At 62.7% G+C, this 12,858-nt stretch carries 11 protein-coding genes; 4 read left to right on the top strand and 7 right to left on the bottom strand.

Features of this window, described 5'->3' with window-relative positions:
- Positions 1–41 precede the first annotated feature (41 nt).
- Together HMPREF9696_RS05825 and HMPREF9696_RS05820 are read left to right on the top strand one after the other, a co-directional pair.
- Positions 42–1,226 carry an acetyl-CoA C-acyltransferase gene (locus tag HMPREF9696_RS05825; protein ID WP_002712037.1) on the top strand — a complete coding sequence of 395 codons (1,185 nt, stop codon included), beginning with the start codon at positions 42–44 and terminating at the stop codon, positions 1,224–1,226.
- A gap of 161 nt (positions 1,227–1,387) precedes the next feature.
- The gene (locus HMPREF9696_RS05820; RefSeq protein WP_002712036.1) at positions 1,388–2,122 is read left to right on the top strand and encodes a hypothetical protein; all 735 of its coding nucleotides are present in this window, start codon (positions 1,388–1,390) and stop codon (positions 2,120–2,122) included.
- A gap of 95 nt (positions 2,123–2,217) precedes the next feature.
- On the opposite strand, the gene HMPREF9696_RS05815 is transcribed toward HMPREF9696_RS05820, so the two are convergent.
- From HMPREF9696_RS05815 to HMPREF9696_RS05795, 5 genes are all read right to left on the bottom strand, one after another.
- Positions 2,218–2,868, bottom strand: coding sequence for a DUF1236 domain-containing protein (locus HMPREF9696_RS05815; RefSeq protein ID WP_002712035.1), 651 nt, complete (start codon positions 2,866–2,868; stop codon positions 2,218–2,220).
- Positions 2,869–2,999: 131 nt separating this feature from the next.
- Entirely contained in the window at positions 3,000–4,256 is a 1,257-nt protein-coding gene (locus HMPREF9696_RS05810) for an O-antigen ligase family protein (RefSeq protein ID WP_002712034.1), read from the bottom strand.
- Between the two features lie 86 nt (positions 4,257–4,342).
- Positions 4,343–5,893 (bottom strand): undecaprenyl-phosphate glucose phosphotransferase, encoded by a 1,551-nt coding sequence (locus HMPREF9696_RS05805; protein ID WP_002712033.1) that lies wholly within the window; start codon positions 5,891–5,893, stop codon positions 4,343–4,345.
- 115 nt (positions 5,894–6,008) lie between these two features.
- A complete protein-coding gene (locus tag HMPREF9696_RS05800) occupies positions 6,009–7,142 on the bottom strand; it encodes a glycosyltransferase family 4 protein (protein WP_002712032.1) in 1,134 nt (377 codons plus the stop codon).
- A gap of 2 nt (positions 7,143–7,144) precedes the next feature.
- Positions 7,145–7,801 (bottom strand): polysaccharide biosynthesis/export family protein, encoded by a 657-nt coding sequence (locus HMPREF9696_RS05795; RefSeq protein WP_002712031.1) that lies wholly within the window; start codon positions 7,799–7,801, stop codon positions 7,145–7,147.
- 189 nt (positions 7,802–7,990) lie between these two features.
- On the opposite strand from HMPREF9696_RS05795, the gene HMPREF9696_RS05790 reads away from it, so the two are divergent.
- Positions 7,991–10,186: a GumC family protein gene (locus HMPREF9696_RS05790; RefSeq protein ID WP_002712030.1), complete on the top strand. Its 2,196-nt coding sequence runs from the start codon at positions 7,991–7,993 to the stop codon at positions 10,184–10,186.
- Positions 10,187–10,191: 5 nt separating this feature from the next.
- Here HMPREF9696_RS05790 and HMPREF9696_RS05785 read toward each other — a convergent pair whose 3' ends face one another.
- Positions 10,192–11,379, bottom strand: a complete 1,188-nt coding sequence (locus tag HMPREF9696_RS05785; RefSeq protein ID WP_002712029.1) for a GNAT family N-acetyltransferase — start codon at positions 11,377–11,379, stop codon at positions 10,192–10,194.
- A 155-nt stretch (positions 11,380–11,534) separates the two neighbouring features.
- Between HMPREF9696_RS05785 and HMPREF9696_RS05780 the strand changes: the two genes are divergently transcribed.
- The gene (locus tag HMPREF9696_RS05780; RefSeq protein WP_002712028.1) at positions 11,535–12,599 is read left to right on the top strand and encodes a polysaccharide deacetylase family protein; all 1,065 of its coding nucleotides are present in this window, start codon (positions 11,535–11,537) and stop codon (positions 12,597–12,599) included.
- On the opposite strand, the gene HMPREF9696_RS05775 is transcribed toward HMPREF9696_RS05780, so the two are convergent.
- The gene (locus tag HMPREF9696_RS05775) at positions 12,590–12,802 is read right to left on the bottom strand and encodes a DUF2842 domain-containing protein (RefSeq protein WP_040301199.1); all 213 of its coding nucleotides are present in this window, start codon (positions 12,800–12,802) and stop codon (positions 12,590–12,592) included. The two genes, HMPREF9696_RS05780 and HMPREF9696_RS05775, sit on opposite strands and share 10 nt — an antisense overlap.
- Positions 12,803–12,858: the final 56 nt, after the last annotated feature.

The raw sequence follows: 12,858 nt of genomic DNA, 5'->3' as shown, positions 1-12,858 counted from the left end.
CAGCCCGTGTTGAGACGGGATCACGCTATGGAGGTCACCGGATGGTAGATGCAGTTATCGTTTCCACCGCGCGCACGGGCATCGGCAAGGCCTATCGCGGCGCGCTGAACAACACCGAAGGCCCGACGATGGCCGGTCATGTGATGGCCGAAGCCGTCAGGCGCGCCGGCATCGAGCCGGGCGAGGTGGAAGATGTGGTGATGGGCTGCGCCATGCAGCAGGGCACCATGGTGATGAACGTCGCCCGCAAGGGCGCGATCCGTGCAGGTCTTCCGGTGACGGTCGCCGGAACCACCATTGACCGGCAGTGCGCGTCCGGGCTGCAGGCGATTGCGGTTGCCGCGCGTTCGATCATGCTGGATGGCGTCGAGGTCGCCATCGGCGGCGGAATCGAGTCGATCAGCCTCGTGCAGAACGAGCACATGAACAAGTTTCATGCGGTCGATGACGAGTTGATGGCGATGAAGCCCGACATGTACATGTCGATGCTGGAGACTGCCGAAGTGGTCGCGGCGCGCTACAACATCTCTCGCGAGAAGCAAAACGAATACGGCCTTGAGTCCCAGCGCCGCACCGGTGCTGCCATGCAGGGCGGACGGTTCAACGACGAGATCGTGCCGTTCAAGACCAAAATGGCGGTAGTCGATAAGGAGACCAAGCAGGTCTCCTTCAAGGACATCACCCTCGCCAAGGATGAAGGCCCGCGTCCGGATTCGACGGCTGAGGGTATCGCCAGCATCAAGCCGGTGTTCGAGGGCAAGACCATCAGCGCGGGCAATGCGAGCCAGCTCTCGGACGGTGCGTCGGCCAGCGTGCTCATGAGCGACACGCTTGCCGCGAAGAAGGGGCTGAAGCCGCTCGGCATTTTTCGTGGCTTTGTCGCAGCGGGTGTCGAGCCGGACGAAATGGGTGTCGGGCCTGTCGCCGCCATTCCGCGCCTGCTGAAGCGTCATGGACTGAAGATTGACGACATCGACCTCTGGGAACTGAACGAGGCTTACGCGGTGCAGGTGATCTATTGCCGCGACAAACTCGGGATCGACCCCGAGAAGCTGAATGTCAACGGCGGTTCGATCGCGATGGGTCATCCTTACGGCATGACCGGCGCGCGCCTGGCAGGTCATGTGCTGATCGAAGGACGCCGCCGCAAGGCAAAGTACGGCGTGGTGACCATGTGCATCGGCGGCGGAATGGGCGCAGCCGGTCTGTTTGAGATCCTTCACTGAACGACGCGAGTTTCTCCCGAGCCTGATACCGGCCACGGCAACGTGGCCGGTTCTTTTTTGGGCTCAAAATTTATAACGGGATAGAAACAAACCTCCTCTTGATGCGTTGATGCAGCGTTAGAATATTAGCGTCAGCCGTTCTGACCAGATCGGGTGCTATTATGTTGCGACGCAAGACGATTTTTCTGTCCGGTTTAGGCTTTGCAGCGTTGGTCGCGGGCGGATTTACCGCGGCTCCCATTCTCACCGCCGAGGCGGACGCGCCTGTCATCAAGACGCAGGCGACGACGGCTCCGGAAACGACCGCCGCGATTCCAACAACCGAGACGAAGCCTGAGCCCGACGCCGGCGCTGCGCCGGAAGCCGAGCGGGTGCTGACGCCTGAAGAACAGAAGGCCGCGGCGGCCAAGCAGGTGTTCGACAAGGCGATGGCGGATGCAGCCGCGCTGAATGCCGAGTACGAAAATTTCAAGCGCGGCAGGAGCAAGAAGCCTGTTTCCCTGTCCGCGTTTCGCAGTCTTGAACTGCGTCTGGACATGATCGCCGATGCCGACCCCTCCAACACGCAGGCGCGGGACATGGCGGGCATGATGAAGATGCGGCAGTACGAAATCCTTCAGCCGTCTGTCGAGATCGCGGCCAGCGCGAACCGCCTGCTTTTTGCTCATGCGATGGCGGAGCGGATGCGGGATGACGGCACGAAAGTCATGGTATCAGGTGCTCGAAACAGCGCGGTTCGTTTCGTGTCGCCGCACATGACGCGGCAGATGGCAATGCAGCTTTCGGAATCGGCGAAGATTCCGGAGAAGGCGAAAGCCCTGCAGTTTCAGCGCGTCGTGTTCGGCAATGGCCGGCGGTCATGGACCTATGACGTGAGGCGGAACAGGCTGCGCTAGAACTGGTGCGACGATCCGCAAACAATTCACGAGCGGAATATATGAAAAAGGGCCGGTCACAAGACCGGCCCTTCCTTTGTCCTCGGGGGCGCCGATCAGGCGTCGATCACCGCGATGATCTCGAGAGTGCGCGGGTTCACGACCACGATCTCGTCGTTGACGAGGAAGAACTCGTATCCGCGCCAGCCGGGATAGACCGTGATGACTTCCGCCGGAAGCGGATGGAAAGCCACCGTGCGGGGAACGCGCGTGCCGATCGAAATCGAGAAGTTGATGTTGGTGACCGGCTTCACCTTTTGCTTGGTGATCGAGGTGCGGATGGTGGTGCGCTGCTCGGTCGAGAGCTTGGCGCCCGCCGCGGCCTGACCGGTCGTCGTGCCGGCCTTGCTGTCCGACGCATTCTTCTGATCGGACTTCATGCCGTCGCGGTCGGCGGCGTTCTTCTGGTCCGCCTTCATGCCGCCCTTGGACTTGTCCATGCTTGTATCGGACGCAGCCTTGCCGCCCTTCGGCTTCATGTCGTCCTGCGCGCGTTGCGCATTGCCGCCTTCGCGCGGCATCTGGGCCTGGCCACCGCCCTTCATGCTGTCGCCGCGCTCCATCGGAGCGGCCCGTTCAGCCGCGCCGCCTGCTCCCTGCGCTGCCGCAGGAGCATTCGGAGCGTTGTTAGGTGTCTGCGCGGAAGCGAGGCCCGCGGTGCCGATCAGGGCAGCCGCCGCGACGCCAATCAAAAACCTGTTTGTCATGATAATCCTCCTCGTTGTCTGCCCGCTGTTCAACGGGAAGCGGCGAGGTCTGTTCCGTGCGGAAGCGGGATGTTTGCGTGAACACCCGTTCATGCGGAACATTCAAACGGCGAACGCGGATTATTTTCGGATCAGAGGGCCTTGGCCGCCGAGCCGCGATAGGCGTAGACATGGGCCGCCGCGATCATCGCCCACATGATGCCCAGCATCATCCAGAAGTGACGCCAGTGATCGACGTCGATGATGAACGCTTCGCAAACCGTGCCGAAGAACGCCGCGAAGACCGCGAGATAGGTTCGCTGCCATGGCACGCGCACGAAGATCAGCTTGAAGCCCATGATGACGGTAATGAACACCAGCGCGGGAAAACAGATTCCCGAGATCCAGCCGCCGGACATGAATGCATTCAGGAACGAGTTGTGGGTGTCTTCCGGAAAGAATTTCGTGAACTGAAGCGGGCCGATGCCGAGCGGCAGTTCGAGCGCCATCTGGAAGCCGAGGATATGGCGGCCGAAACGTCCGAAGCGGCCGCTGTCATAGCTTTGATGCAGGCTCGCACGCTCCTTGAACAACCCGCTGATGGAATCGAACGACAGCAGCACAAGCAGCAGCAACGCTGCGAATACGGCCGCGGCGATGGCCACCGTGACGATCCGCTGTCTTTGGGCCCGTGAGGGTGAGGTGAGATACATCAAGGCCAGCATGAAGGCCGAGCAGCCGATCAACTGGCCCCATGATGCGCGCGAAAAGGCAAGCAACACAGCGAGGCTGAGAATGCCGAGGCCCACCGCGCTCCAGAACGATCTCCGGAGCGACTGGGTGACGACGCTCTGCAACAGGAACATCGCAGGCAGGATCAGATACGCGCCAAGGACATTGGGGTCCTTGAAGGTGCCGCGCGCACGGCTGTAGAGCGTGAAGAGGTCGTAGCCTGCGCCCGGCACCAGCCGGAAATAGCCGGCAATGCCCGCCAGCGACGCAATGAGCGCGCCGAAAATCAGCCCGCGCCGGAGAAACTCCAGCCGCTCGGCGGTGTTCTCGGACAGAACCATCGCAAAGAACAGCGCCGTGATGGCCATGTACCAGGACGTGAGAATCCAGTTCAGGATTTCCTTCTTGTCCATCAGGTAGGCGGCGCAGATCGTGTAGCCGATGTTGAGCAGGAACAGCAGGATCAAAAGCGGAATGAACACCGGCCGCATCCGCAGGCCGGTGGCGAAGAAGAAGATCACCGACGCCAGCGTCATCAGCTCGTACGGGCTGGGTTCGATGAAGACGATGGCTCCGCCGGCGCCGACGGCCCACATCAATGCCCGCTGGACCGCCGCGATGCCGGGCGGCGTCGTGGCAGCGGGCAGGGTGTAGTCTGTCGCGGCAAATGACGCCATGCGAACCGGAATCCTCTTCGCGCGCGTCGCGCGGGGTTAGTCAGCGCACAGGACCAGCGGATCGCGTTTCGCGATCCATCCTGCGCCTAGTAAGCGTTCTCGCCCTTGATCAGGGCGAACGGTGTCTTGAAGAGGATGTAGAGGTCGAACAGGACCGACCAATTCTCGATGTAATAAAGGTCGAACTCGACGCGCTTCTGAATCTTTTCGTCGGTGTCGACTTCGCCGCGCCAGCCGTTGATCTGCGCCCAGCCGGTAATGCCCGGCTTGACGCGGTGACGCGCGAAGTAACCATCCACCGCGTCATCGAACAGACGGTTCTGCAGCTTGCCTTGCACCGCATGCGGACGCGGCCCGACCAGCGAAAGGTTGCCCTTGAAGACCACATTGAAGAGCTGCGGCAGCTCGTCGAGGCTGGTCTTTCGGATGAAGCGGCCGACGCGGGTCACGCGCTTGTCGCCCTTGGTGACGACCTTCGCGGCCAGCGGGTCGGCCTGATCGTGAAACAGCGAGCGGAACTTGAAAACGTCGATGCGCTCGTTGTTGAAGCCATAGCGCTTCTGCAGGAACAGCACGGGGCCGGGGCTGTCGAGCTTCACCGCAAGCGCGACCAGCGCCATCACCGGCGACAGCAGGATGAGGATGATCGCGCCGACGATGCGGTCGAACGCCGATTTGAGAACCATGTCCCAGTCGGTGATCGGCTGCTCGAACACGTCGAGGGTCGGCACCTTGCCCAGATACGAATAGGAGCGCGGGCGGAAGCGCAGCTTGTTGGTGTGGGCCGACAGCCGGATATCGACCGGCAGCACCCACAGCTTCTTGAGCATTTCGAGAATGCGCGTTTCAGCCGAGATCGGCAGCGCGAACAGCACCAGATCGATCCGGGTGCGTCGCGCGAACTCGACGATATCGTCGATCTTGCCGAGCTTGGGCTGGCCGGCGCAGGTGTCCAGCGCGCGGGCATCGTTGCGGTCGTCGAATACGCCGAGAATCTGGATATCGGAATCGTCCTGCGCCTTGAGCGCGCGGATCAGGTTTTCGCCGTTCTGGTCGGAGCCGACGATGATCGTCCGCCGATCAAGCCGTCCCTCGCGCGCCCAGCGCCGGACCATCGTGCGCAGGATGAAGCGCTCAACGAACAGCGCCAGCAGTCCGACGAAGAAGAATGCCGAGAGCCAGACGCGGGAAATGTTGTCGCCAAGTTTTGCGAAGAAAGATGCGCCGATAAACAGCAGGAAGACGAACGCCCAAGACGACACCATGCGCGTCATTTGCCGAAGCTGTCCGCGGAAGATCTGCACGTCGTAGATTTCGGCGGCCTGAAAGCTGATGACAGCACAGGCGGCCACGCCGAACACCGCCGCGGCGTATTGCCAGGAAAAGCCGCCGCCCGGCATCACGTACCAGAGATAAAGCCCGAGCCCGACGGCGCTGAGGACAAGAAAATCAACGATGCGGACAACGCCGCTGATCACGACCGTCGAATAGGCCTTGCGGACCTTTTCGTTGGCGACCGCAAGCGCGGCCGGCGACAACCTCTTGCGGCGTTCAAGCCGGGGCACGCTGTCGGCATTGCTGATCGCTGCGGCTCCCGCGGCCGCGTTCATCATGGTTCTGACGTCGATCGGTTCCACGGCTGATTTTCCGTTGTTGGGCCGTCATGTAGCGACAGGCCGGAGAAACCCAAGGGTTCCCAGCCTCTTGCGTAGCCAACAAATCGGAAGAATTGGTTATCTCGATCCAGCAGGGTTAACGCGCGTTAAACGCGTCGCGATATCCGGCGAGCACGCCGTCGACCATCGCCTTCTGGGAGAAATGGACGAAGACACGTTCGCGCAGATCGCGGGCGCGCTCGCGCGTCTTGTCCATGTCGCCGAGTGCGGTCTCGATGGCATCCGCCATCGCGCCAATGCTGTTGGCGACGAAAAGACCGTCGGTATAGGGACCGAAGATTTCCGGAATACCGCCGACATTGGCGGCGACCATCGGGATACCGGCGGCTGCGGCCTCGATCACGACATAGGGCATCGAGTCGCCGCGGGAGGGGACGACCAGTACCTTGCCCTTGGAAAAGCCGTAGCGGGCTTTGACATGGCCGATAAAGCGGACCGCATCGCCAACATTCAATTTGGCGATGAGCGCTTTCAGGTTCTCGGTTTCCTCGCCATCGCCCGCGAGCGTCAATGTCACGGGCTTGCCGTCGGCGCGCAGCCGGGCGACGGCCTGGATCAGCAGGTCGGCGCCCTTGATCTCTCGGAATTCGCCGACATAGACGATGTCGGTGGCGTCCTCCGCGAGCGGGACGGGATCGAATTCGGTTGCGGTCACGCCGTTGAAGACGCAGCGGACCAGTCCGGCGGGCTTGCCGATCACGCGCTGATAGGTGTCGCGGGCGAATCCGCTCTCGAACAGGAACAGTTCGGTGCGGTTCATCAGCGCGCGCTCCATGCGCGCGTAGACGTTGCCCTTCAGCGTGCCCGGCGGGTAGTGCAGAGAGCCGCCGTGAGGCGTGTAGACCCGGATCGCCTTCTTCGACTTGCGTTTCATGCGCACGAAGGCGCCAGCCTTGGCGCCATGCCCGTGCAGCACATCGAGTTTCAGCGAGCGGACGAGGCGAAGAAAATGCAGCGACGTGATGCTGTCCACCGGATGCGGCTCGCGGCGAATGGCGAGGCGATACACACCGAGTTTGAGTTTGGGGGCGATCTCCTTCAGCGCAGCTTCGGCGCGCTCTCCGCCTGTCAGGCTGTCAGCAAGAATGCCGACCGCATGTCCACGCTCGGCCTGGCCCGCGGCGAGATCGAGGATATGCCGGAAAATGCCGCCGACCGGCGCGCGGACAGCGTGCAGGATGCGCAAGGGAGAGTCGGGCGTCTCGGGCATTGTCAGAACCAGCGTTCGGCGACAACGACCGTGTCCCCGGGTTTCAGGAGGGTGCCAGGCGGCACGACAGCCTGAGCGGTTCCACCTTCGCCCATCCGGGTTAATTTGATGCTGCTGCGCAGCGCCCTCGGTGTGAAGCCGCCGGCGATCGCGACCGCGCTCTCGACAGTCATGTTGGGCACGTAGGGATACTGGCCGGGCGCGGCGACTTCGCCGAGGATGAAGAAGGGCCGGTAGGTCTCGACCTCCGCCGCGACATAGGGCTCGCGAATGTAGCCGTTCTTGAGCCGCGCCGTGATCGCCGCCGCGAGACCATTCGGTGTCAGGCCGCGCGCCCGCACTGCGCCGATCAGCGGCATTGTGATCGCGCCGCCCGCATCGACGGCATAGGTGTTGGTGAGGCCTTCCTGACCGTAAACGACAATGCGCAACCGGTCTCCCGCATCGAGCCGGTAAGGCTCGTCATGAGCAGCGTAGCTGGAGGCGGTGGGGACCGGCGCCGTCTCGACGCTCATGGCGCGCACGGGCTGAACCGTACCATAGGCGATCGCATCGAGGCTGCCGTTGTCGATGACGGCGACTGGCGCGGCCGTCTTCATGCAGCCCGATACAACGAGCGCGAGGAGAAGACCGGCGAGGCGCATGCGGCTGCGCGGCATGAAGGGGAATCCGGTTAAATACCGAGTCTGATTAAGGGCTTTTATGGTTAACAAAGCGGTAACGAAGCTGCTGCGCCGCAAGGGAAATGAGCGGCGATAGTGTCGCGATTAACCGGGCAGCAACCTTAATAGACTGTAATCGGGGCGCTCAGGGCAGCGAGTGTAGTGGCGTTCGGGTGGAGAGTTTCGATGCGTTTGTCGTTCTGGCGCGACTGGATGGACAAGATTTCTTTCCGCGCCAAAGCCAAGACGAAAGCCGCGGCCGCGCCGACCCCGGCGGCTGCGCCCATCGTTTCTGCGCCCGTCGTTCCGGCGCCGGCCATCACTCCTGCCGCGCATGGGGTTGCTCCCGAACTCGGCGATCTCGACCTTCGCGCCATCTGGGACACGCTTGTCCGCAAGCGGATGTGGGTGATCGTGCCGACCGCGCTGGCCTTCGTGCTGTCGATGGTCGCCGTGAACATGATCACGCCGCGCTACAAGTCCGAGGCGCGCATTCTGATTGACGGGCGCGAAAACTATTTCCTGCGGCCGAACGGTGAGCGCTCGGAAGAGCGTGGCAGTCTCGATGCCGAGGCTGTCACCAGCCAGGTGCAGTTGCTGCTGTCGCGCGATCTTGCCCGCGAAGTCATCAAGGCGAACAAGCTGGCGGAGCTGCCGGAGTTTGATCCGGTGCTGCGCGGCATCTCGCCGCTCAAGACGCTGCTGGCGTTGTTCGGCATCGGCCGCGATCCGTTCAAGATGACCCCCGAGGAGCGGGTGCTGGAAGCCTATTACGAGCGGCTGACGGCATATGCCGTCGACAAGTCGCGCGTCATGGTGGTCGAATTCCAGTCGCGCGATCCGGAGCTCGCGGCGCGCGTCACCAACTCGATTGCCGACGGATACCTCGTGCTGCAACAGGCGGCACGGCAGAATCAGGCCAAGTCTGCCTCGCAATGGCTGCTTGTCGAGATCGAGGGTCTTCGCAAGAAGGTCGCGGACGCCGAAGCGCGGGTTGAGGAGTTTCGCTCGAAGTCGAACCTGTTCGTCGGCACCAACAACGCGACGCTGTCCAACCAGCAGCTCGGCGAGATGAACACCCAACTCAACAATGCGCGGGCCCTGAAATCGGACGCGGAGTCCAAGGCGCGCCTGATCCGCGAAATGCTTCAGAGCGGCAAGCCCATCGAGGCGTCCGAGGTGCTCAACTCCGAGCTGGTGCGCCGCCTGTCGGAGCAGCGCGTAACGCTGCGCGCGCAACTGGCGGAACAGTCCTCCACGCTGCTCGGCGGGCATCCGCGCATTAAGGAATTGAAGGCGCAGATCGCTGACATCGACCGCCAAATCCGTGAGGAAGCGAGCAAGATTTCCCGCTCGCTGGAAAATGACGCGCGGATCGCCAGCGCGCGGGCCGATGGACTCAACGGCAGCCTCGACCAGTTGAAGCGCCAGGCGTCCTCCACCAACGGTCAGGACGTGCAATTGCGGGCGCTAGAGCGTGAAGCCAAGGCGCAGCGCGATCTGCTGGAGTCGTATCTGGCCAAGTATCGCGAGGCGACCACCCGCGAGAATATCGACGCGGTTCCGGCGGACGGACGGATCATTTCCCGGGGCATCGTCTCGAACACGCCTGCGTTCCCGAAGAAGCTCCCGACCGTGCTGATCGCCACGCTGGCGACGCTGATGCTGACGGGCGGTTATATCGCCACGGGCGAATTGCTGCGGATGACCGTGCCGCGCTCGCTGGTGTCGCCGCGCGCGCCGATGGCGCCGCTGCGCGATACGCATCCGCAACTGCCCGCGGGAATTCTCGAAATCGAACGTCTCGCTGCGGTGCTGGGTCACGGAGGCACGAAGAAGGTGACGGTGATCGGTGCGCATCAGGAGGAGGGCGTCACGCTCGTGGCCCTGACGCTCGCGCGGCTGCTGTCGCGGGGCGCGAAAGTCGTGCTGGTCGATCTTGCGATGTTATCGCCGACACTGGCCGCCGTCTCGAGCGACCCGTCGTCGCCGGGGCTGACCGATCTGATGCAAGGGGCGGCCTCATTCGGCGAAATCATCACCAAGGACCGCCTGTCGGGCGTTCACATCGTGGGCGCGGGGCGTGAGCCGTCGCAGCGCCAGCTTCTGCAATTGCCCCGGATCAATCTGGCCGTCGATGCGCTCTCGCGGGCCTACGATTACGTGGTGCTGGATGCCGGCACCGCCTCGGACCTGCCGGCCAATGTCATCGCGACCGACGCGCATGCCGTGATTATCCCCGACCCGGCGATTACGGCGACGGCGCGCGATGTGATGAAGGCGCAGTTGCTGGCATCGGGCTTCGTGGGCGTGACGATCCTCGACACTCCCTTGAGGGCCATGGACCTCGGCGCGCCCGGAGAGCGGGTCGCGGCAGCCTGAAGCGGTCAGCGGGAAATGGCGTTGCGCAGAAGCTGAGCCATATGCATCAGCGCCGGATTGTGTTTCACCAGCCGCTTGGCGTGAGTCAATGACGACATGCCAAGAGCTGCGAACTTGCCGCGCGCGGTAAGGGGAATAAAGGCGTCGAGCAGCGGCTCGTCGTCCTTGCAGAATGTCATCTTGTAGTCGTCGGAACCCACCCCGAAGTCGAGCGAGCGGTAGCCGAGATCGCCGAAATGGTCGATCATGTAGCGCAGCAGTATCAGGCCCGGACTGTACCGCGCATTTTCCGAGATCGTGTAGGTGTTGAACATGGTCGAGAACCGCTCGCCATCCGCCACGCACGAGAAGATCGAGATCAGTTCGTCGTCGCATTCCAGCGCGTGAATTTCGATGGCGCGCTGGCCGTTCGGCAGCTTCGCCAGGCATGCGTCGCGGACGAAAACCTTGGTCGCCGGATCGGAAAACACATCCGGCAGTTTCGACAGCGCCATGCGCTGTGGCTTGATGATGAAGAAGCTGTCGAGCAGACGGTTGATGTCCTCGTCGGTGGTGGCGACGAAGTAGCGATAGCCCGGAAGGGCCTGCAGCTTGCGTTCCTTGTTGCGAAGCCGGCGCCGTGTCGAGGTGCTGACACGCTCCTCGGGCTTGCAGCCGGGGACCATGGTCATCATCGGGCAGGGATTTGTCGAGGGCTGCGCGCCGAGCAACATCAGCGGATTTGCGATGCCAAGCCATTGTTTCGGCTGCTGCGAGAACGCGAGCACGTCGATACGGTCGGGCTGCATGCGGATTCCCGCGATCAGGGCATCGGCATCCGCCGCAGTGAATGTGTCCGCGAAATCGCGGCGCCACAGCCCCATATTGAAAGTCGGATGTTTGCCGCCCATGAACCGCGCGGTGTTTGCGCCGTTCTCCCGCCCGGTGGCAAGCGGCAGAAGCGCAAGTGGCCGGTTGTCGGCATCGTAAGCAACAACGATAAACGGCGCGGCGCCTTCATGCCTGCCGATTGTCGTCTGCCAGGCGTGGAGGAGTTCAAAACGCTGATAGGGTGTGAACAGAAATTCTGTCGTTTCACATGCGCGCCAGATCGGCTCGGCCGCAGCCATGTCGCGCAGGACGTCGATCCGCGCGATGCGGCTCGACGGACGGGCCGGGGAGGATGAGCCGTGAAGTTCTGCAGCCATGGCCATCGGACGACCTGAGTTCTTGCGCACTGGTTCTTGGGCGTTTCGGGATTTGCGGCTTTGGCCGACCTTATTCAAAGAAATGTCAACAAAGAGTAATGACAATAGAGACTTGGCAGTCACACTTGGCCGGCATGGGCCGGCGATAAGGAACGATCAGGGTGTTGTTTGCGAAAGGGCTGCTGGCGGATCTCGGGCTGGAATTGGCTTATTTCAGCGGCCTGCCACATCTCCTTGAACGCCGGACCGGCGGGGCGGGCGTCATTCTCCGGTTCCAGCATGTCAGGCCGAGGGGCAGCGATCCGTTCCAGCCGCTGCAGGAAAGCGAAGTCACTCCTGAATTCCTCGACCGTGCGGTTTCGGCGCTGAAGCGCTGGGGTTTCGACGTCTTGTCCATTGACGATGCCGTGGAGCGCTCCCGGCAGTCTGCGCTCGCGCGACGTTTTGTGTGCCTGACCTTCGATGGCGGCCATCGCGATTTCATGACATTCGCCTATCCGGTCCTGTCGCGTCACCGCGTGCCGTTTGCGCTGTATGTTCCTACCGGCTTTGTCGATGGTATCGGCAAGGCGTGGTGGCTTGCGCTGGAGCAGGTGATCGCACGCAACGCGCGCATCGGGCTGGTGATGAACCGGACCGAGCAGCATTTCTTCGCCCCGAGCCTCGCCGAGAAATATCAGCTTTACGAGATGCTGCACGCCTGGATGATGACGCTCTCGCCGGACGATGTTGCCGCTGCCATCGGCGATCTCTGCGGCCGCTACGGCGTGGACATCGAGAGTGCATCGCGCGATGCCGCCATGTCGTGGCAGGATCTCGCCAAGCTGGCGCGCGATCCGCAGGCCACCATTGGAAGCGCGACCGTCAACTATCCAAACCTCGCGCGCACCAAGGGCACCACCGCGCTCCGGGAAATGACCATGGGCCGGACGGTGATCGAGACCGCGCTCAACGCTCCATGCCGTCATTTCGCCTATCCGTTCGGAGCACGGGACTCCTTCGGTCCACGCGAAATGATGCTGGTGCAGGAGGCCGGGTTTGCCAGCGCGGTGTCCGCCGTGCCGGGGGTGATCCGCGCCGACGGCCGCTCAGATCCGATGGCGCTGCCCCGGATTTCATGGGACGGCCGTCGGCGTTCGCTGCGTTCGCTGCGTGTGGTTGTTTCGGGACTCACTGTGCGGACGCCAAAAGCGCCCAAGGCCGAACTGGCCAAAAACTACGGCTGAGGGTCGGGCCGCGACATCCAGGCGATCAGCGGCATGGCAGGCAACACCCAGCCGAGACCGGCCACCACATAGAAGATGGCCTGATACAGCTTGGAACTGGCGAGCCACGGCGTCTGCGCGATCACCATGCCGGCCAGCGACCAGACAATCACCAGCACGAGGAGGCCGAAGGTTCCGATCAGTTTTCGGGTGCGGATTTTCATAACAGGATTGTGCTGGTGGCCGTAAATACGCGCCTTGCGCGGGAAAGTGCGGCGAC

Source organism: Afipia clevelandensis ATCC 49720, assembly GCF_000336555.1.
Classification (GTDB): domain Bacteria; phylum Pseudomonadota; class Alphaproteobacteria; order Rhizobiales; family Xanthobacteraceae; genus Afipia; species Afipia clevelandensis.
Note: the sequence above shows the minus strand (reverse complement) of the source record. Positions and strands in the feature narration are given on the sequence as shown.